Raw genomic sequence first — 21469 nt, forward strand, 5'->3', positions numbered from 1 at the left:
TCTATTATACCTCGTCAGATACTTTAATTGTAATGTGGCAAGTACGTTTGGATATACGATTCGCACGTCCTTTGGCACGAGCTCTGATACGCTTCAGTGTAGATGCTTCATCAACACAGACAACGCCTACATGCAGCTCATCGATATCTGCACCATTATTATTTTCTGCGTTTGCAATGGCTGATTCCAAAACTTTGAGCATCAGAAATGCTCCTTTTTTTGGTGTAAAACGTAAAATATCGAGCGCTTTTGATACGCTCACTTTACGAATCATGTCTGCGACTAACCGGGCTTTCTGTGCAGAAAGGGGCGCATTTTTTAATTTTGCAGTAACTTCCATCATTGCCTCTACTTACCTTTAGCCTTTCTGTCACCAGAATGGCCTTTGAATGTGCGGGTCATAGCGAATTCGCCCAATTTATGGCCAACCATGTTATCAGTGATAAACACTGGAACATGATCTTTCCCGTTATGGACAGCGATAGTTAAATCTATCATGTCAGGGGTAATGGTTGAGCGTCGTGACCAGGTTTTAATTGGTTTTTTAGACTTTGCATCAATTGCTGCTTTAACTTTGACAAGCAGATGTGGATCAATGTGTGGACCCTTTCTTATCGAGCGTGGCACGTTAATATCCTCTTAGCTAATTATTTCTTTTTACGAGATCTGACAATGAATCTGTCAGTTCGTTTATTACTGCGTGTCTTATAACCTTTTGTCGGCACGCCCCAAGGAGTCACTGGATGTCTTCCGCCAGAAGTACGGCCTTCACCACCACCATGTGGGTGATCAACAGGGTTCATCGCAACACCACGTACAGTGGGTCGGATTCCTCGCCAACGCTTGGCTCCTGCCTTACCTAAAGCACGAAGACTATGTTCGCTATTGCTAACTTCACCAATAACTGCTCTGCAAGTGGCCAATACTTTTCGCATTTCACCAGAGCGCAGTTTTAAAGTAGCATAAGCGCCTTCTTTAGCAACAATTTGTCCGCCACATCCAGCACTACGTAAGAACTGAGCACCTTTTCCAGGTTTTAATTCAACACAGTGGATAGTTGTACCAACCGGAATATTTCTTAATGGTAAAGCATTGCCCACACTGATAGGAGAATCTTCACCACTAACAACAGTTGCTCCAGCTTCTAATTGAGCAGGTGCAATAATGTACCGCCGTTCGCCATCTTTGTAAACAAGTAATGCAATTAAAGCAGATCGATTGGGATCATATTCGATGCGCTCAACTCGAGCTTCGATACCATCTTTATTGCGTTTGAAGTCAATTATACGATATTTACTGCGAACACCACCACCAATGTGTCGAACAGTAATACGTCCCTGGTTGTTTCTTCCACCAGTCTTGTTTAACTTTTCAACCAGAGCAGCGTGAGGTTGTCCTTTATGGATATGATGGTGTACAACCTTTAATTCACCGCGCTTTCCGGGTGACGTTGGTTTTGATTTTAATAATGCCATCGTCGTCTACCTTATTCTTTTACGCTAAAGTCGATATCATAGTTTTCGTGTAAAGAAACAAACGCTTTTTTCCAGTCGCTTCTTTTACCAGCTAACTGGCGAAAACGCTTGGACTTGCCTTTGACATTCATTACAGAAACATTTTTGACTTTAACATTAAACAATTCCTCTACTGCTCTTTTAATCTCGTTTTTGGTGGCAGTTTTGAGAACTTTGAAAGTAAATTGCTTGTATTTTTCAGCCATCACAGTTGCTTTTTCAGATGTGTGTGGCTCTCTTAATACCATTAGTAAACGTTCTGCGTTCATTGTAGCAACTCCTCAATGCTTTTAAGTGCTTCACCTGTGATTAGTACTTTTTCAAAGCGCAGTAAACTCACGGGGTCAACTGAAGCAACGTCGCAAATGTCGAAATCAATCAGATTGCGTGAACCCAGGTACTCGTTTTCGCCAACTTCATGCATAATGATTAAAGCATTTGTCAAATCATACTCTTTCATCTTGACAATAAAGTCTTTGGTCTTGTTAGAACTGCATTGAAAGTCACTAACGACAATCAGATTCTCATTACGGATAAGCTCAGATAAGATGCTTCTTATAGCGCGCTTATACATTTTTTTGTTTAGCTTTTGGCTATAATCACGTTTTTTTGATGCAAACGTAACCCCACCCGAACGCCAAATTGGGCTGCGGATTGTACCAGCGCGTGCACGGCCAGTACCTTTTTGTCTCCAGGGCTTTCTACCGCCGCCACTTACTTCAGAACGGGTTTTCTGGGCACTGTTTCCACTGCGAGCATTATTCATAAAAGTGACTACAGCTTGATGAATTAAGCCTTCGTTGTAGTTATAATCGAACACTTGCTCATTTACACTTAATGAAGTGTTGGTATCTTTAGTAATAAGTTCCATTATTGATCCCCTGCTTTGATCTTAACTGCGGGTCGTACTTCGACTCTGGCTCCAGGGAATCCAGGAATAGCACCCTTTATCAACAGTAGATTTCGTTCAGCATCAACTCTAACCAACTCAAGGTTTTGAGTAGTACATCTGACATTACCCATATGGCCGGCCATTTTCTTACCTTTGAACACTCGTCCTGGCGTTTGGTTCTGACCAATTGATCCAGGAACACGATGCGAAACAGAGTTACCGTGTGTTGCATCTTGCGTTCTAAAATTATGTCGTTTTACGGTACCAGCAAAGCCTTTACCCTTTGATGTACCTGTCACATCGACATATTGACCGGGAGTAAAAATTTCGGCTACTGAAATACTCTGCCCAGCAGAAAAGCCATCAAGAGAAGTGACTCGGAATTCTCCGATCATATCTCCAGCTTCTATCTGAGCTTTTGCAAAATGACCAGTAAGCGCTTTGTTTACACGGCTTGCCTTTTTTTCACCGCCTGTTATTTGTACAGCCATATAGCCGTCAGATTCAAGCGTTTTAAGTTGAGATACACGATTTGGCGCAATTTCTATTACTGAAACAGGAATTGACTGCCCTTCTTCAGTAAAGATACGTGTCATACCAACTTTTCTGCCAATTAACCCTATCATTGTAATACCTCGTTAGTATTCCTATCTGGAACGTTATTCGTCATCCAGACTTATCTGAACATCGACACCAGCAGCCAAGTCCAGCTTCATTAATGCATCTACTGTTTTTTCAGTGGGGTGCACTATCACAACCAGGCGTTTATGGGTGCGTAACTCATACTGATCTCTAGCATCTTTATTAACATGAGGAGAAATCAGTACAGTAAATTTCTCTTTTTTAATTGGCAGTGGTATTGGCCCACGGATTTGTGCGCCAGTACGTTTTGCCGTTTCAACTATTTCACGTGTTGACGAATCAATCAAACGATGGTCAAACGATTTTAAACGAATTTTAATATTTTGATTACTCATTTTACTCACTCGATGATTTTAGCCACGACACCGGCACCAACAGTACGACCGCCTTCGCGAATAGCAAAGCGCAGACCTTCATCCATTGCAATCGGTGAATGCAGACTGACAGTCATTTGAACGTTGTCGCCTGGCATTACCATTTCAATTCCTTGTGGCAGTTCACAAGAACCTGTTACGTCTGTCGTTCTGAAGTAAAACTGAGGACGGTAACCATTGAAAAATGGAGTGTGACGGCCACCTTCATCTTTTGAAAGCACGTATACTTCGGCTTCAAATTTGGTGTGAGGCTTGATTGTACCAGGTTTTGCCAGTACTTGTCCTCTTTCTACGTCGTCTCGTTTCGTTCCTCGTAACAACACCCCTACGTTATCTCCTGCACGACCTTCGTCAAGCAGCTTACGGAACATTTCAACACCAGTACATGTGGTCTTTTGAGTATCGCGAATACCAACAATCTCGACTTCTTCACCTACTTTAACAATTCCGCTTTCAACACGGCCTGTGACTACTGTTCCACGGCCAGAAATTGAGAATACGTCTTCAATTGGTAATAAGAATGCTTTATCAATGTTACGAACTGGTTCTGGAATATAGGAGTCCATTGTCTCAACCAGTTTCTCAATCGCTGCCACTCCGATATCACTTGTGTCGCCTTCCAGAGCTTTCAGCGCTGAACCAACAACAATTGGAATGTCATCACCAGGAAATTCATAGCTGCTCAGCAGGTCACGAACTTCCATCTCGACCAGTTCTAACAACTCCGCATCATCAACCATATCCGCTTTATTCAGGAATACTACAATGTATGGTACACCAACCTGGCGGGATAACAGAATATGTTCGCGAGTTTGAGGCATTGGACCATCAGCTGCTGATACTACCAGAATCGCTCCGTCCATCTGCGCAGCACCGGTAATCATGTTCTTGACATAGTCCGCGTGTCCTGGGCAATCTACGTGTGCATAGTGGCGGTTTGCTGATTCGTACTCAACATGCGCTGTAGAAATTGTAATTCCACGCTCACGTTCTTCAGGGGCTGCGTCAATCTGATCATACGCTTTCGCTGTACCACCAAATTTTTTCGCCATAATCGTTGTTATAGCTGCAGTCAGTGTGGTTTTACCGTGGTCAACGTGACCAATCGTGCCTACATTTACGTGCGGCTTCTTTCGCTCAAACTTTTCCTTCGCCATTTTCAAATAACCTCATTAACTTTTATTGTTTCTTAATAATCGCTTCAGCAATATTCATTGGTGCTTCCGCATACTTAGCGAACTCCATTGAATAGGTAGCTCGACCTTGTGTCGCGGAACGCACATCTGTGGCATACCCAAACATTTCTGCTAATGGAACTTCCGCACGAATTACCTTTCCTGCAGGAGAATCTTCCATACCCTGAACCATGCCTCTCCGGCGGTTCAAGTCTCCCATGACATCCCCCATATACTCTTCAGGGGTTACAACTTCCACACTCATTATTGGCTCAAGAAGCACGGGTTTTGCTTTTTGAGCACCTTGTCTAAAGCCCAGTGAGCCAGCAATTTTGAACGCCATTTCACTTGAATCCACTTCGTGGAATGAACCATCGAAAAGTGTGACTTTGACATCTACTACAGGGTAACCAGCAATAACACCATTTTGCATCTGCTCCTGAATTCCCTTATCTACAGCAGGAATGTATTCTTTTGGAATAACACCCCCAACAATAGCATTGACGAACTCATAGCCTGAACCTGGTTGTTGCGGCTCGATCTTCAACCATACGTGACCATATTGTCCACGGCCACCAGACTGACGAACAAATTTACCTTCCTGCTCCACCACTGCTTTGATCGTTTCACGATAAGCAACCTGCGGTTTACCCACATTGGCTTCGACATTGAACTCCCGCTTCATACGGTCCACGATAATCTCGAGGTGTAACTCACCCATCCCCTCGATAATTGTTTGACCTGATTCTTCATCAGTATGAACACGGAAGGAAGGATCTTCCTGTGCTAGTTTACCTAAAGCTATTGACATTTTTTCCTGGTCAGCTTTGGTTCTAGGCTCCACTGCTACAGCTATTACGGGATCTGGGAAATCCATTCTTTCCAACGTAACAACATGATCTATGTCGCAAAGTGTATCGCCAGTTGTAACTGTCTTTAAACCAACAGCAGCAGCAATATCGCCAGCTTTAACTTCTTTTATCTCTTCTCTTGAGTTGGCATGCATTTGCAAAAGGCGGCCTATCCGCTCTTTTTTCCCTTTCACGGGATTATAAATGGTATCGCCACTTTTTAATACCCCTGAGTAGGTACGAAAATAGGTCAGTGTGCCCACAAAAGGATCGGTGGCAATTTTAAATGCTAAAGCTGAAAATGGCTCATCATAAGATGTTTTACGATGCAGCTCATTTCCGTACTCATCAACGCCTTTAATATCAGGGATATCAATAGGAGAAGGTAAATAATCAACCACACCATCCAGAACTGCTTGAACACCCTTGTTTTTAAAGGCTGAACCGCAGAACACGGGTACAACTTCATTACTCACCGTTCGTTTACGAATGGCATGCTTAATTTCATCTTCTGTAAGCTCTTCGCCTTCCAGATATTTTTCCATTAGCTCTTCAGACGCTTCAGCTGCCGCTTCAATAATTAAAGCTCGATACTCTTCACATTGCTTCATCATCTCTGCTGGGATATTCTGATAAACAAAAGACATACCTTTACTTTCTTCATCCCAGTGAATTGCTTTCATTTTGACAAGGTCAACAACCCCAATGAAAGCATCTTCCGCGCCAATAGGCATTTGGACTACTACAGGATTGGACCCAAGACGTTGTTTAATCTGAGCTACAACCCGGAGAAAATTTGCTCCCATCCTGTCCATTTTGTTTACAAAAACAATGCGTGGAACACCGTACTTATCAGACTGCCTCCACACTGTCTCGGATTGAGGCTCAACTCCTGAAACCGCATCGAACACAACGATAGCACCATCAAGAACTCGCAATGAACGCTCTACTTCGATCATGAAGTCAACGTGCCCTGGGGTATCAATAATATTGATACGGTGTCGTGGAAATTGCTTATCCATTCCTTCCCAGTAGCAAGTCGTAGCAGCAGAGGTAATTGTAATACCGCGCTCCTGCTCCTGAACCATCCAGTCCATTGTAGCAGCGCCATCATGTACTTCACCCATTTTATGCGACATTCCAGTGTAGAAAAGAACACGTTCGGTCGTGGTCGTTTTCCCTGCATCGACATGGGCAGCAATGCCGATATTTCTGTAAAGTTCTAATGGAGTAGACACGGAGTTTTCTCTCTCTGTTAATTCCAGCGAAAATGCGCAAAGGCCTGGTTAGCTTTAGCCATCCTATGAGTATCTTCACGTTTTTTAACTGCAGAGCCTTTACTTTCAAAAGCATCTAACAACTCGCCTGCCAAACGCAGCATCATTCCCTTTTCGCCACGAGATCTGGCAGCCTGGACAATCCAGCGCATTCCTAATGCAATGCTTCTATCAGTACGCACTTCAACCGGAACCTGATAAGTAGCGCCACCGACACGTCTTGATCGTACTTCAACACTTGGACGAACATTATCAAGCGCTTGCTCAAAGTATTGCAGTACAGTCGTTGAGCCGCCTACGCTTCCGGCCTCACCAGACTCGTCTTCGCTCTTACGATTTTTCTTGACGCGCTCATGGAGTACGTCCAGGGCATCATAAACAATTTTCTCAGCAATGGATTTTTTTCCACTGATCATTAATACGTTGATGAATTTTGCCAACAGCTCACTATGATGCTTAGGATCAGGCAGAATTTCACGTTTGGGGACTTCTCTTCTTCTTGGCATGTCAAATTCCTACAATCAGATTATTTTTTATCTTTCGGCTTTTTAGTTCCGTATTTAGAACGACCTTGTTTACGATCATTAACACCTGATGTATCAAGGCTGCCACGCACTGTGTGATAACGAACACCAGGTAAGTCTTTAACCCGGCCGCCACGAATCAGAACCACGGAGTGTTCCTGTAAGTTGTGCCCTTCCCCACCAATGTAGGAGGTCACTTCAAAGCCGTTAGTCAATCGAACACGAGCCACCTTACGCATAGCTGAGTTAGGCTTTTTAGGTGTGGTTGTGTATACACGTGTACAAACACCTCGGCGCTGTGGACATGATTCCAAAGCAGGGACGTTACTTTTCTTTTTAGCGTCCACTCGAGGCTTTCTTACTAACTGATTAATAGTAGCCATTTATTATTAACTCCGAACTATCTCTTTTATAGTGATTTCGTATGCATAAGGAGGCCGGATTCTATTATAGTTTCAGCGGATTTGTCAAGACTTATCCACTGAAACTCCAAGCCCGGATCAATGATCATGGTTATCTGCATTAAGTGCTTCACTCAATGCATGCTCCACGTCACTGGCAGTTACCGTATGCGAGATGTGCTCAGAACCAGCTGTCTTTGCACGTTTTGCCTTGCGGCCTTGATGATAGGCATAACCTGTTCCCGCAGGAATCAGTCGACCAACCATCACGTTTTCTTTCAAGCCTCTTAAATCATCTACTTTTCCGCTAACAGCCGCTTCCGTCAACACACGCGTTGTCTCTTGGAAGGACGCAGCTGAAATAAATGATTCAGTTGCAAGAGAGGCTTTGGTGATACCTAATAAAATAGGTATTCCCATAGCAACTTGTTTCCCGTCTGCTTGCAATTTGTCATTTTCCTGCAACATGATGCTTTCTTCTACCTGTTCACCCACCAGGAATTTGGAATCACCAGAAAATGTTATCACTCGCTTACGAAGCATTTGTCTAACAATTGTCTCGATATGTTTATCGTTAATTTTCACACCCTGTAAACGGTATACATCCTGTACTTCATTAACGATATAATTTGCAAGGGCGCCAACACCCAGTAAACGAAGTATGTCATGCGGATTCAATGGTCCCTCTGCAATTACTTCACCTCGCTCGACATGCTCCCCTTCAAACACGGAGATATGACGCCATTTAGGTATCAATTCTTCATGGAAATTACTTTCAGAAGCTGTGATGATCAAGCGACGCTTACCTTTAGTTTCCTTACCAAAATTGACCAATCCGGACGTTTCTGCCATGACAGCTGCGTCTTTTGGTTTTCTGGCTTCAAACAAGTCAGCAACACGCGGTAAACCCCCGGTGATGTCGCGGGTTTTAGATCGTTCCTGTGGTATACGAGCGATAACATCCCCTACACCTACCAGACTGCCATCTTCAAAATTAATAATGGCATCAACCGGTAAGTAGTATTGAGCAGGCACATTAGTACCAGCCAGATAAATCTCATCACCGTCATCAGAAACCAATTTGACCATCGGCCTTAAATCGCGGCCTGCAGCGCTTCTTTGTTTAGCGTCAATGACCACAATGTTACTTAAGCCAGTTAACTCGTCAGTCTGACGGTTCATAGTCAAACCTTCAATAAGATCGATGAACTTCAAACGGCCGCTAACTTCGGAAATTACTGGATGGGTATGCGGGTCCCAGGTAGCAATAATTTCGCCAGCCTCTGCTGCCATATTATCATGAACAGTCAGTACCGCACCGTAAGGCAGCTTATAACGCTCACGTTCCCGTCCGAAATCATCAACAATTGACACTTCACCTGAACGTGAAACAGCAACCAGATTTTTATTTTCGTGCGTTACCGTTTTGATATTATGGAGTCGAATAACCCCTTTATTCTTAATTTGAATATTATTGGCAGCGGTTGCTCTGGATGCAGCTCCCCCGATATGGAAGGTTCTCATCGTCAACTGCGTACCCGGCTCACCAATTGATTGAGCTGCAATGATACCAACAGCTTCTCCGGTGTTAACAAGATGTCCTCTGGCTAAATCACGGCCATAACATTTGGCACATAAACCAAAGCGAGTTTCACAGGTAATCGGTGAACGTACCAGAACCTGGTCAATACCATAACGTTCCAGCTTCTCAACCCAATCTTCATCAAGTAAAGTTCCCGCTGTAACAATTGCATCATTCTGATTGGGAATAAATACATCTTTAGCAACAACACGACCTAATACACGTTCGTGCAATGGCTCTACAATGTCACCACCTTCAATTAAAGGCTGCATCAAAATGCCGTTTTCAGTTCCGCAATCAATTTCAGTAATAACAACGTCCTGCGCAACATCCACTAATCGACGTGTTAAATAACCAGAGTTTGCTGTTTTTAACGCGGTATCAGCAAGACCTTTACGAGCTCCGTGAGTCGAAATAAAGTACTGGAATACGTTTAAGCCTTCCCGGAAATTTGCAGTAATAGGCGTTTCAATAATTGAGCCATCTGGCGCCGCCATCAGACCCCGCATACCAGCAAGCTGTCTTATCTGTGCCGCAGAACCCCGTGCACCAGAGTCAGCCATCATAAAGATTGGATTAAATGACTCTTGTCTCACTTTCTTACCGGTTCTATCGGTTACTTCTTCTGTTGCGATTCTCGCCATCATCGACTTGGCTACCATTTCATTGGTTCTTGACCAAATATCGATAACCTTATTATAACGCTCACCATTGGTTACCAGACCGGAACGGAACTGTGATTCAATTTCACGAACCTCATTGTCTGCCTGTGCGATAATATCTGCCTTATCTTCAGGGATTTCCATATCTTCAATACCAATGGACGCACCTGCACGTGTTGCATATTTAAAGCCGGTATACATCAACTGGTCAGCAAAAATGACGGTTTCTTTTAAACCGAATTTTCGGTAGCAGGTATCCACTACTCTTGAAATAGCCTTTTTTGTCATCGGTCTGTTAATGACAGTGAACGACATTCCTTTCGGCAATATATCTGAAAGAATGGCGCGACCAACCGTTGTATCGACCAATTGATATTGCCCTTCTTTATCTTCCGAAGGCATACGAATTTTAACTTTGGCATGAATATCAACATATCCAGCTTCATAAAAGTTTTGTGCATCTTGCGGGCTGGCGAACACTTTGCCTTCGCCTTTGGCATTGAGCCGCTCACGTGTTAAATAGTAAAGCCCAAGTACCACGTCCTGACTGGGAACAATGATTGGCTCACCACTCGCAGGAGAAAGAATATTATTCGTAGACATCATCAACGAACGAGCTTCCAGCTGTGCCTCAAGAGTAAGAGGTACGTGAACCGCCATCTGGTCACCGTCAAAGTCAGCGTTGTATGCTGTACAGACTAATGGGTGAAGCTGAATTGCCTTACCTTCGATTAATACAGGTTCAAAGGCCTGGATACCTAAACGGTGTAAGGTCGGTGCGCGATTAAGAAGAATAGGATGCTCGCGAATGACATCATCCAGAATATCCCATACAATCGGCTCTTCCCGCTCTACCATCTTCTTAGCGGCTTTAATCGTGGTTGCCAGGCCACGGAATTCTAATTTACTGAAGATAAACGGCTTGAATAACTCCAAGGCCATTTTCTTTGGCAATCCGCATTGATGGAGTCTGAGTGTAGGACCCACAACAATTACTGAACGACCAGAGTAGTCAACACGCTTACCAAGCAGATTCTGACGGAAACGGCCTTGCTTGCCTTTAATCATATCGGCAAGTGATTTTAATGGTCGTTTGTTAGTTCCTGTAATTGCACGTCCGCGTCTGCCATTATCAAGCAATGCATCTACAGACTCCTGAAGCATACGCTTTTCATTGCGCACAATGATGTCAGGAGCATTAAGATCGAGAAGGCGCTTCAGGCGATTGTTTCTGTTAATAACGCGTCGGTACAGATCGTTTAAGTCTGAAGTAGCAAAACGGCCGCCATCGAGAGGAACCAAGGGGCGCAGGTCTGGAGGTAATACAGGAAGTACATCCATGATCATCCATTCGGGTTTATTTCCTGACTCATAAAATGCTTCAAGTAATTTCAACCGTTTGGTAATTTTCTTGATCTTGGTTTCGGAATTGGTTGTCGGCAATTCTTCTCGAAGGTTTCTGATCTCTTCTTCAAGGTCGATTTGACGAAGCAGGTCACGAATCGCTTCAGCACCCATTCGAGCGTCAAACTCATCACCATACTCTTCCATCGCCTCAAGATAGGTTTCATCATTCAGCAGTTGACCACGCTCAAGCTCGGTCATGCCTGGCTCGACTACAACAAACGCTTCAAAATAAAGAACTCTTTCAATATCACGCAGCGTCATATCAAGCAGTAATCCAATACGGGAAGGTAAGGATTTAAGAAACCAGATATGGGCAACCGGACTAGCCAGTTCAATATGACCCATTCGCTCACGACGTACTTTTGCAAGCGCTAACTCGACACCGCATTTTTCGCAAATAACACCACGGTGTTTCAAACGTTTATATTTGCCACAGAGACATTCGTAATCTTTTACTGGGCCAAACGTTTTGGCACAAAATAATCCATCACGCTCAGGCTTGAAAGTCCGGTAGTTAATTGTCTCCGGCTTTTTCACCTCTCCGTAGGACCATGAACGAATCAGGTCAGGCGATGCTAATGCGATTTTAATTGCATCAAATTCTTCACTTTGACCCTGTTGTTTGAGAATACCAAGCAGATCACTCATTACTGGTGGTTTTCTTATCGGGTTGTTGCTTAGATCAGCCAAGTCTATGTCTCCAAAAAAATTATTAGTGAGAATTTATACGATTAATTATTAATCGTGGTTCAATTCTATATCTATACCTAATGCACGAATTTCTTTTAGTAAAACATTGAATGATTCAGGCATTCCAGGATCCATGCGATGATCCCCATCAACAATATTCTTATAAATCTTGGTTCGTCCGCCAACATCATCCGATTTAACAGTCAACATTTCCTGAAGTGTGTACGCGGCACCATAAGCCTCAAGCGCCCATACCTCCATCTCTCCAAAACGCTGACCACCGAATTGAGCTTTACCACCTAATGGTTGTTGTGTAACCAGACTGTAGGAACCTGTAGAACGCGCATGCATCTTGTCGTCAACAAGATGGTTCAACTTCAACATATACATATAGCCTACAGTTACTGGATTGTCGAATTCCTTACCAGTTCGTCCATCAATCAGGATGGTTTTGCCATCGGGCCGCAAACCAGCCAGCTCCAGCATAGACTTGATTTCTTTTTCTGTTGCTCCATCAAATACCGGAGTAGCCATAGGTACTCCTGCGCGCAGATTATCAGCCAGAATACGAATCTCATCATCATTCAAAGCATCGAGATTGACTCTCTCCATGCTGTCATGATTGTAAATTTTGTTCAGGAATGTGCGTAACTCGGCAACTTGCTGATTGGCTTCCAGCATATTGGCGATTCGGTCGCCTAAACCCTTAGCGGCCAGGCCAAGATGCGTTTCCAGTACCTGTCCAATGTTCATACGTGAAGGAACACCCAATGGGTTCAATACGATATCAACCGCAGTACCATCGGCCATGTAAGGCATGTCTTCAACGGGCACCACAATCGAGATTACCCCTTTATTCCCGTGACGTCCTGCCATCTTGTCACCAGGTTGAATACGGCGTTTGACAGCAAGATAGACCTTAACAATCTTTAATACTCCAGGTGCTAAATCATCGCCCTGAATAATTTTCTTACGGTTATCATTAAAACGCTTTTCCATCTCTTTACCGAGCATCTCAAGCTGCTTGGATAACTGCTCAAGTTGCTGCGACGCAACATCTTCATCGATACGGATATCAAACCATTTTTCTCTTGGAATAGAATTTAAATAGTCAGCGGTAATCGCGCTACCCGGCTTAACACTTCCTGGGCCGCCAGTTGCATTTTTATCAATGAGCAGATTATACATACGATGATAAATATCTTCTTCACGAATCCGTCTTTCATCGATAAGGTCTTTACGAACCCTTGCCAAATGCTCATCTTCAATGCTTTTAGCTCTGTCATCTTTTTCCAGACCATCACGGGTGAACACCTGAACGTCAATAACAGTACCGTTCATTCCTGAGGGAACTCGTAAGGAAGAGTCTTTTACATCTGAGGCCTTTTCACCAAATATCGCTCTAAGCAGTTTTTCTTCTGGTGTTAATTGTGTTTCGCCTTTTGGTGTCACTTTACCAACAAGAATATCACCCGCTCCTACTTCAGCTCCGATATACACAATTCCAGATTGATCCAGATTTGCTAAAGCAGATTCACCTACGTTAGGAATATCAGCCGTTATCTCTTCTGTGCCAAGCTTGGTGTCACGAGCGATACAAGTTAATTCCTCGATATGAATGGTTGTGAATCGATCTTCCTGTACAATTCTTTCTGAAATCAGAATAGAGTCTTCAAAGTTGTAGCCGTTCCAGGGCATAAATGCGACAAGCAGATTTTGTCCCAGGGCCAGCTCTCCCATATCGGTACATGGACCATCAGCAAGTATATCTCCTCGCTGAATCAGATCGCCTTTAGAAACGATTGGCCTCTGATTGATACAGGTATCCTGATTAGAACGGAAATATTTAGTCAGGTTATAAATGTCTACACCCGCTTCACCAGCCGTTGTTTCATCATCGTTAACTCTCACCACAATACGTGAGGCATCAACCAAATCAATTATACCGCCTCGTTTGGCAACTACAGACACTCCAGAGTCAGAAGCTACCGTTCTTTCCATTCCGGTACCTACCAGCGGCTTTTCGGAACGAAGAGTAGGAACCGCCTGACGTTGCATGTTGGAACCCATCAATGCACGGTTCGCATCGTCATGTTCAAGGAAAGGAATCAATGAGGCCGCAACAGAAACGATTTGCTTTGGTGACACATCCATATAATTAATTTTATCAGGTGTAGTCAGTGAAAACTCATTCTGATGTCTGCATGGAACGAGATCAGCCAGAATGGTTCCGTTTTCATCTACTGGTACACTGGACTGTGCAATGTACTGATCCACTTCTTCGATTGCAGAAAGATATTCAATATCATCGGTAACTCGACCGTCAATAACTTTTCTGCAAGGTGTCTCAATAAACCCATAATCATTTGTTCTTGCGTAAACTGACAATGAGTTAATCAAACCAATGTTTGGACCTTCAGGTGTTTCAATCGGACAGACGCGGCCATAATGAGTAGTGTGAACGTCACGGACTTCAAAGCCTGCTCGCTCACGGGTAAGTCCACCTGGGCCAAGTGCTGAAACACGGCGTTTATGGGTCACTCCCGATAAGGGGTTAACCTGATCCATAAATTGCGATAACTGACTGGATCCGAAAAATTCTTTAATAGCAGCAGATACAGGCTTGGCATTGATTAAGTCCTGAGGCATAAGATTTTCAGACTCAACAAGACTTAAGCGCTCCTTGACAGCGCGCTCGACACGAACCAGACCCACACGGAATTGATTCTCTGCCATTTCACCTACACTTCGTACGCGACGATTGCCCAAATGGTCGATATCGTCAACCATGCCAATGCCATTACGTATGTCAATCAGTGTTTTGATTACCGCCAGAATATCTTCTTTAGTCAGAATACCTAATCCAGTATCTTCTTTTCTTCCAACTCGACGGTTAAACTTCATTCGACCAACAGCAGACAGATCATAACGGTCCTCTGCGAAGAATAAGTTCTTAAATAATGCTTCGGCGGCTTCTTTAGTTGGCGGCTCGCCTGGGCGCATCATGCGATAAATTTCAACCAGCGCTTCCAGTTGACTCGTAGTTGGATCAACTTTTAGTGTATCTGATATATACGAGCCATGATCGAGGTCATTTGTATAAATTAATTCAAAGCTTAAAATGCCCTGATCTGCTAATTGATCAAGCAGTTGATCAGTGACTTCATCGTTTGCCTGAGCAAGCATTTCACCTGTACTCGTATCAATGACATTTTTTGCCAGGGTTTTGCCAATCAGATAATCTCTTGGAACAACCAGGTCCTGCATGTTGCTCTTTTCCATCAACTTGATGTGACGAGCTGTTATGCGGCGACCTTGTTCAACAATTATTTCACCACTATCAGGCAGTTTAATATCAAAGGAAGCGATTTCACCTCTTAATCTGGACGGTACCAGATTGATATGAAACTCTCCGTTTCGTAATTGGCAGATGGTGGATTCAAAAAATTCAGATAATATTTCTTCTATTTCAAAACCTAGCGCACGCAATAGAATTGTAACTGGCAGCTTGCGGCGGCGATCAATACGGACAAATACACAGTCCTTAGGATCAAATTCAAAATCAAGCCAGGAACCACGGTATGGTATAATTCGCGCAGAGTATAAAAGTTTACCTGATGAGTGCGTTTTGCCACGATCGTGCTCAAATATAACGCCAGGTGAACGATGTAACTGGGAAACGACAACCCGTTCGGTTCCGTTTACCACAAATGTACCGACATCGGTCATTAAGGGAATTTCACCCATGAATACGTCTTGTTCGCGAATGTCTTTAATTGGTTTTGGTTCGCCAGCTGCATCTTTGTCGAGTACTACAAGTCGAATCTTTACTCGTAGAGGAGCAGAATAAGTTAATCCTCGCATTTTACATTCTTTAACATCAAATGCCGGCTCACCCAACTTATAACTTACATACTCAAGACGCGCATTTCCTGAAAAACTAACGATGGGGAATACAGATGCAAATGCAGCATGCAGGCCAGTTTTCTGTTGTATATTGGCCTTTGAATTGGCATCAAGAAAATCGGTGTATGACTTTAGCTGAATATCAAGAAGGTTGGGGATTTCCATCTTGTCAGACTGCCTCCCAAAGCTTTTGCGAAATCTTTTTTTCTCAGCATGTGAATAGTGTTGAGCTTCTGCAATTGCCATGGTAGTTCCTCTGTAAAATTATTGAGATAATCAAACGCACAAACCCAGCCATGTAAACATGGCCGGGTTATCTAAAACCAAATCAATGGTATTACTTAACTTCGATTGAAGCACCAGCTTCTTCAAGCTCTTTCTTGATAGTAGCAGCTTCGTCTTTAGAAACACCTTCTTTAACAGTAGAAGGAGCGCCTTCAACGAGGTCTTTTGCTTCTTTCAGACCCAGACCAGTGATACCACGGATAACTTTAATAACGCCTACTTTGTTAGAACCGAAGCTTGTCATAACAACATCGAATTCAGTTTTTTCTTCAACAGCGGCAGCAGCGGCAGCTGGAGCAGCCACAGCGACAGCAGCAGCGGCAGCAGAAACGTTGAATTTTTTCTCCATTTCTTCGATTAAATCTACAATTTCCATCACGGTCATGTTAGAGATAGTTTCTAAGATCTCATTTTTTGAAACAGCCATTACTAGCTCCTAAGTTTAAAATTAATAAATGTGGTTATTTTGTATCTTTAATTGCAGCAATAGTCCTAACCAATTTGGCATGAGGTTCTGCAAGTGTACGTACAAATTTTTCGACTGGCGCTTTCATCACATACATCAGCTTAGCTAATGCTTCATCACGTGTCGGCAGACTTGCTACGGCTTCCAGATGTTCTGCACCGTATACTTTTCCACCTACAGATAATGCTTTGATTTCAAGCTTATCAAATGTTTTGGCAAATTCCTTTAGCAATCTAGCTGCATCACTTGGTGCTTCAAGTGATAAAGCAATAAATAAAGGACCAACCAATTTGTCGTTCAGACAGGCAAACTCCGTTTTCTCGAAAGCACGTCGAGTTAATGTGTTTCTTACTACTCGTAAGTAAACATTGGATTTGCGTGCTTCAGAACGCAATTGGGTCATTTGATTAACAGTCAAACCACGATAATCCGCAACAACAGCAGATATAGCCTTGGAAGCAACTTCACTCACTTCGTCGACTACCGCTTTTTTTGCAGCTAATGTTATCGTCACGTTAATGACCTCCTAAGTTGATCAAATCAATAAATCGATTTGACAGTTATGGTGGCCGTCTCAGAGAGATCCCGGAGCCGGTTCACCGTCTGCGCAGGGTATTAAGCTTTCGCACCTGCGGTCTTCGACGGCATTGAACCAAGTCTATGCCGTGAAAGCTTTTAAAAGGGCGTTTATATTACACGGGTAATGATGCAATATCAATAGGCAATCCAGGTCCCATTGTAGATGACAGTGTAATCTTTTTCAGATATACGCCTTTTGAAGAAGCGGGTTTCGCTTTCTTAAGATCAACAATCAGCGCGCTTATGTTTTCGATTATATCGTCAGCGCTGAAATCTAACTTACCAACTGTACAATGAATAATTCCATTTTTATCAGTACGGTAACGAACCTGACCTGACTTCGCATCGGAAACAGCCGCTTCTACGTTAGTGGTTACTGTGCCAACTTTTGGATTTGGCATAAGTCCACGCGGACCGAGGATTTGGCCTAACTGACCAACGATTCGCATTGCATCTGGAGTTGCAATTACGACATCAAAATCCATCTCTCCAGCTTTAACTTTTTCAGCCAGATCTTCAAAACCAACAATATCCGCACCAGCATTCTTAGCTTTAGTTGCATTGTCGCCCTGCGCAAATACAGCTACTCGAACTGTTTTGCCAGTTCCCTTGGGCAGGTTGGTTGAGGTTCTGACTACCTGGTCTGATTTTCTGGGATCTACACCCAGGTTAACACTGATATCAATGCTTTCTCTGAAATTTTTACTTGCAAATTTCTTTAAGAGTTCAATTGCTTCGTGAGCGTTATAGTAGTGGTTAGGTTTAACATTTTCACGAATTTGTTGTATTTTTTTGCTTAACTTTGCCATGATCTGTCCCCTTATTCCACGCCTTCAACTTCTACGCCCATGCTTCTTGCTGTACCTGCGATAGTACGAACAGCAGCATCCAAACTGGCAGCAGTCAGATCAGGTTCTTTAGTTTTGGCAATTTCTTCAAGTTGTTCACGATTCAGGCGGCCAACTTTATTGGTGTTTGGTTTTCCGCTACCACTGGCAATACCAGCTTTCTTCTTGATTAGTACAGAAGCAGGAGGCGTTTTGGTAATAAACGTAAAACTGCGATCACTATATACAGTAATGACAACTGGAGTTGGCAAGCCTGGTTCCATATTCTGTGTAGCCGCATTAAATGCCTTACAGAATTCCATGATGTTCACACCGCGCTGACCTAATGCAGGGCCGACTGGTGGACTTGGATTTGCTTTACCAGCGGGTATTTGTAGCTTTACATAAGCTTCGACTTTTTTTGCCATTATTTACTCCTATGTGGGTCAACGCTAACACTAATTCGGCATTAGCTCCCCGGTTGGTGTTATCAGGTTTTTTCGACCTGGCTAAACTCAAGCTCGACAGGTGTAGAACGTCCAAAGATCAGAACGGCCACTCTCAATTTGTTTTTCTCATAGTTAACTTCTTCAACCACACCATTGAAATCAACAAACGGACCTTCTTTGACGCGAACTACTTCACCTGGTTCGAACAGGATTTTGGGTTTCGGCTTGGTCACGCCATCTTCAACCCTTTGCAAGATAGCTCTTGCTTCTTTATCTGAAATTGGTGTCGGCTTTTGGTTGGCATCCCCTTTTGCAGTGCCACCAAGGAAACCAAGGACTCGAGGTATTGCTCGAATCATATGCCACGTGGAATCATCCATAACCATGTTAACTAAAACATAACCTGGAAAAAACTTTCTTGTGCTCTTACGCTTCTGTCCGGCGCGCATTTCTACGACTTCTTCGGAAGGAACAACTACTTCGCCAATTTTTTCTTCAAGATTTTGATGAAGTGCGCGTGCTTTTATCTCACGCATAACGAAATTTTCATAGCCTGAATAGGCATGAACTACATACCACTGTTTTGATTTCTGTTCTTCCACTATTGTCAGCCCAAATGTGTTATTTTTGCGATTGCCCACATCATTATTGAATCAATTCCCCAGAGAATAAATCCAGTTGCTGCAACCATGATCATAACTATTGAGGTAGTTTGCACAGTTTCTTGACGTGTAGGCCAAACTACTTTTTGAAGTTCAATTTTTGCTTCCTGTGCGAATGCAAAAACTTGCTGTCCTTTATTGGTAAAAAAACCTATTACGAATATGCTAACTAGCCAACCAATCCAAATCATAACTTTGATTGGAGATGAAACAGTATAGTAATAAGTACAAAAAAAGGCTGCTATAGTTACTAACAGCATTCCTGTCCATAAAACAATTTCTTTAACGCTTAGGTTTGTTTTCATCACAATCACGCTTTTGGTAGTTGGCAGGCCAGGAGGGAATCGAACCCCCAACCTGCGGTTTTGGAGACCGCCGCTCTGCCAATTGAGCTACTGGCCTAACTCCTTACTTCTTGGCGTGAGAACTATTGTTCTCACACCATTTTACTCTTTACTCGATAATTTTTGCTACGACACCGGCACCAACAGTACGACCGCCTTCGCGAATAGCAAAGCGCAGACCTTCATCCATTGCAATCGGTGAATGCAGACTGACAGTCATTTGAACGTTGTCGCCTGGCATTACCATTTCAATTCCTTGTGGCAGTTCACAAGAACCTGTTACGTCTGTCGTTCTGAAGTAAAACTGAGGACGGTAACCATTGAAAAATGGAGTGTGACGGCCACCTTCATCTTTTGAAAGCACGTATACTTCGGCTTCAAATTTGGTGTGAGGCTTGATTGTACCAGGTTTTGCCAGTACTTGTCCTCTTTCTACGTCGTCTCGTTTCGTTCCTCGTAACAACACCCCTACGTTATCTCCTGCACGACCTTCGTCAAGCAGTTTACGGAACATTTCAACACCAGTACATGTGGTCTTTTGAGTATCGCGAATACCAACAATCTCAACTTCCTCACCTACTTTAACAATTCCGCTTTCAACACGGCCTGTTACTACTGTTCCACGGCCAGAAATTGAGAATACGTCTTCAATCGGTAATAAGAATGCTTTATCAATGTTACGAACTGGTTCTGGAATATAGGAGTCCATTGTCTCAACCAGTTTCTCAATCGCTGCCACTCCGATATCACTTGTGTCGCCTTCCAGAGCTTTCAGCGCTGAACCAACAACAATTGGAATGTCATCACCAGGAAATTCATAGCTGCTCAGCAGGTCACGAACTTCCATCTCGACCAGTTCTAACAACTCCGCATCATCAACCATATCCGCTTTATTCAGGAATACTACAATGTATGGTACACCAACCTGGCGGGATAACAGAATATGTTCGCGAGTTTGAGGCATTGGACCATCAGCTGCTGATACTACCAGAATCGCTCCGTCCATCTGCGCAGCACCGGTAATCATGTTCTTCACATAGTCCGCGTGTCCTGGGCAATCTACGTGTGCATAGTGGCGGTTTGCTGATTCGTACTCAACATGCGCTGTAGAAATTGTAATTCCACGCTCACGTTCTTCAGGGGCTGCGTCAATCTGATCATACGCTTTCGCTGTACCACCAAATTTTTTCGCCATAATCGTTGTTATAGCTGCAGTCAGTGTGGTTTTACCGTGGTCAACGTGACCAATCGTGCCTACGTTTACGTGCGGCTTTTTTCGCTCAAACTTTTCCTTTGCCATCGGAAAATCTCCCCTATAGAAAGTTGATAATTGTATGGTGCCCACAACTGGACTCGAACCAACGACCTCTTCCTTACCAAGGAAGTGCTCTACCGCCTGAGCTATGTGGGCTTTAAGCTACAGACTGATTTGATCCTCTAATCTATTAGCTCATTTGGAGCGGGTGATGGGAATCGAACCCACGCTATCAGCTTGGAAGGCTGAAGTTCTACCATTGAACTACACCCGCTTTTTTCTTTTTTTAAAAATGGTGGAGGGGGAAGGATTCGAACCTTCGAAGGCTGAGCCGTCAGATTTACAGTCTGATCCCTTTGACCGCTCGGGAACCCCTCCAAAAAGAATGCCATTTTCTTTCAGGAATTTATTAAAGTCAAGTACATTACTGTACCTGACTTCATTTAAGATGGTGCTGGCACTAGGAATCGAACCCAGGACCTACTGATTACAAGTCAGTTGCTCTACCAACTGAGCTACGCCAGCATTATCAATTTTCACTTTCACTTGAAAGTGTTTCGTCACTTTCGTGACTATTTAATAAAGCCCTGGCGATGACCTACTTTCACATGGAGAAACTCCACACTATCATCGGCGCAAGTCTGTTTCACTTCTGAGTTCGAGATGGGATCAGGTGGTTCCAGACCGCTATAGTCGCCAGGAAAA

20 protein-coding genes, 5 tRNA genes and 1 rRNA gene are annotated in these 21469 nt (G+C 43.5%); all 26 read right to left on the reverse strand.

Going from position 1 to position 21469, the window contains the following annotated elements; genetic code table 11:
- Nucleotides 1-4 precede the first annotated feature (4 nt).
- Nucleotides 5-340 carry a 50S ribosomal protein L22 gene (gene rplV, locus B1207_RS13760; RefSeq protein ID WP_112220506.1) on the reverse strand — a complete coding sequence of 112 codons (336 nt, stop codon included), beginning with the start codon at nucleotides 338-340 and terminating at the stop codon, nucleotides 5-7.
- A gap of 8 nt (nucleotides 341-348) precedes the next feature.
- Complete coding sequence (gene rpsS / locus B1207_RS13765) at nucleotides 349-627, reverse strand: 30S ribosomal protein S19 (RefSeq protein WP_058507937.1); 279 nt, start codon at nucleotides 625-627, stop codon at nucleotides 349-351.
- Between the two features lie 20 nt (nucleotides 628-647).
- Nucleotides 648-1475: a 50S ribosomal protein L2 gene (rplB, locus tag B1207_RS13770; RefSeq protein WP_112220495.1), complete on the reverse strand. Its 828-nt coding sequence runs from the start codon at nucleotides 1473-1475 to the stop codon at nucleotides 648-650.
- Nucleotides 1476-1486: 11 nt separating this feature from the next.
- Entirely contained in the window at nucleotides 1487-1783 is a 297-nt protein-coding gene (rplW, locus tag B1207_RS13775) for a 50S ribosomal protein L23 (protein WP_112220496.1), read from the reverse strand.
- Nucleotides 1780-2385: a 50S ribosomal protein L4 gene (gene rplD, locus B1207_RS13780; RefSeq protein WP_112220497.1), complete on the reverse strand. Its 606-nt coding sequence runs from the start codon at nucleotides 2383-2385 to the stop codon at nucleotides 1780-1782. Before rplD ends, rplW begins: the two co-directional genes overlap by 4 nt.
- Entirely contained in the window at nucleotides 2385-3032 is a 648-nt protein-coding gene (gene rplC / locus B1207_RS13785; protein ID WP_112220498.1) for a 50S ribosomal protein L3, read from the reverse strand. The genes rplD and rplC overlap by 1 nt, the downstream gene beginning before the upstream one ends.
- 33 nt (nucleotides 3033-3065) lie before the next feature.
- Nucleotides 3066-3383, reverse strand: a complete 318-nt coding sequence (gene rpsJ / locus B1207_RS13790; RefSeq protein WP_058507932.1) for a 30S ribosomal protein S10 — start codon at nucleotides 3381-3383, stop codon at nucleotides 3066-3068.
- A 5-nt stretch (nucleotides 3384-3388) separates the two neighbouring features.
- The gene (gene tuf / locus B1207_RS13795; RefSeq protein WP_112220499.1) at nucleotides 3389-4579 is read right to left on the reverse strand and encodes an elongation factor Tu; all 1191 of its coding nucleotides are present in this window, start codon (nucleotides 4577-4579) and stop codon (nucleotides 3389-3391) included.
- 22 nt (nucleotides 4580-4601) lie between these two features.
- Complete coding sequence (gene fusA, locus B1207_RS13800; RefSeq protein WP_112220500.1) at nucleotides 4602-6686, reverse strand: elongation factor G; 2085 nt, start codon at nucleotides 6684-6686, stop codon at nucleotides 4602-4604.
- A 17-nt stretch (nucleotides 6687-6703) separates the two neighbouring features.
- The gene (rpsG, locus tag B1207_RS13805) at nucleotides 6704-7231 is read right to left on the reverse strand and encodes a 30S ribosomal protein S7 (protein ID WP_112220501.1); all 528 of its coding nucleotides are present in this window, start codon (nucleotides 7229-7231) and stop codon (nucleotides 6704-6706) included.
- A gap of 20 nt (nucleotides 7232-7251) precedes the next feature.
- Nucleotides 7252-7632 carry a 30S ribosomal protein S12 gene (gene rpsL, locus B1207_RS13810; protein ID WP_045098305.1) on the reverse strand — a complete coding sequence of 127 codons (381 nt, stop codon included), beginning with the start codon at nucleotides 7630-7632 and terminating at the stop codon, nucleotides 7252-7254.
- A gap of 117 nt (nucleotides 7633-7749) precedes the next feature.
- The gene (gene rpoC / locus B1207_RS13815) at nucleotides 7750-11949 is read right to left on the reverse strand and encodes a DNA-directed RNA polymerase subunit beta' (protein ID WP_058508194.1); all 4200 of its coding nucleotides are present in this window, start codon (nucleotides 11947-11949) and stop codon (nucleotides 7750-7752) included.
- Between the two features lie 90 nt (nucleotides 11950-12039).
- Entirely contained in the window at nucleotides 12040-16143 is a 4104-nt protein-coding gene (gene rpoB, locus B1207_RS13820) for a DNA-directed RNA polymerase subunit beta (protein ID WP_112220502.1), read from the reverse strand.
- A gap of 91 nt (nucleotides 16144-16234) precedes the next feature.
- Entirely contained in the window at nucleotides 16235-16609 is a 375-nt protein-coding gene (rplL, locus tag B1207_RS13825) for a 50S ribosomal protein L7/L12 (RefSeq protein WP_058508192.1), read from the reverse strand.
- A gap of 34 nt (nucleotides 16610-16643) precedes the next feature.
- Entirely contained in the window at nucleotides 16644-17162 is a 519-nt protein-coding gene (gene rplJ / locus B1207_RS13830) for a 50S ribosomal protein L10 (RefSeq protein ID WP_112220503.1), read from the reverse strand.
- Between the two features lie 178 nt (nucleotides 17163-17340).
- Nucleotides 17341-18036 carry a 50S ribosomal protein L1 gene (gene rplA, locus B1207_RS13835; RefSeq protein ID WP_112220504.1) on the reverse strand — a complete coding sequence of 232 codons (696 nt, stop codon included), beginning with the start codon at nucleotides 18034-18036 and terminating at the stop codon, nucleotides 17341-17343.
- 11 nt (nucleotides 18037-18047) lie between these two features.
- Complete coding sequence (rplK, locus tag B1207_RS13840; RefSeq protein ID WP_058508189.1) at nucleotides 18048-18482, reverse strand: 50S ribosomal protein L11; 435 nt, start codon at nucleotides 18480-18482, stop codon at nucleotides 18048-18050.
- A gap of 62 nt (nucleotides 18483-18544) precedes the next feature.
- Nucleotides 18545-19108 (reverse strand): transcription termination/antitermination protein NusG, encoded by a 564-nt coding sequence (gene nusG, locus B1207_RS13845; RefSeq protein WP_172458309.1) that lies wholly within the window; start codon nucleotides 19106-19108, stop codon nucleotides 18545-18547.
- Between the two features lie 2 nt (nucleotides 19109-19110).
- Nucleotides 19111-19470 carry a preprotein translocase subunit SecE gene (gene secE / locus B1207_RS13850; protein ID WP_058508188.1) on the reverse strand — a complete coding sequence of 120 codons (360 nt, stop codon included), beginning with the start codon at nucleotides 19468-19470 and terminating at the stop codon, nucleotides 19111-19113.
- A gap of 21 nt (nucleotides 19471-19491) precedes the next feature.
- Nucleotides 19492-19567 (reverse strand) — tRNA-Trp (locus tag B1207_RS13855).
- A gap of 51 nt (nucleotides 19568-19618) precedes the next feature.
- Entirely contained in the window at nucleotides 19619-20809 is a 1191-nt protein-coding gene (gene tuf / locus B1207_RS13860) for an elongation factor Tu (RefSeq protein ID WP_112220499.1), read from the reverse strand.
- Between the two features lie 35 nt (nucleotides 20810-20844).
- Nucleotides 20845-20920: transfer RNA gene (locus tag B1207_RS13865), tRNA-Thr, on the reverse strand.
- Nucleotides 20921-20964: 44 nt separating this feature from the next.
- Nucleotides 20965-21038 (reverse strand) — tRNA-Gly (locus B1207_RS13870).
- Between the two features lie 19 nt (nucleotides 21039-21057).
- Nucleotides 21058-21142, reverse strand: a tRNA-Tyr gene (locus B1207_RS13875).
- 71 nt (nucleotides 21143-21213) lie between these two features.
- A tRNA-Thr gene (locus tag B1207_RS13880) sits at nucleotides 21214-21289 on the reverse strand.
- 60 nt (nucleotides 21290-21349) lie between these two features.
- Nucleotides 21350-21465, reverse strand: a 5S ribosomal RNA gene (gene rrf, locus B1207_RS13885).
- Nucleotides 21466-21469 lie beyond the last annotated feature (4 nt).

Source organism: Legionella quinlivanii (assembly GCF_003265995.1).
Classification (GTDB): Bacteria; Pseudomonadota; Gammaproteobacteria; order Legionellales; family Legionellaceae; genus Legionella_C; species Legionella_C quinlivanii_A.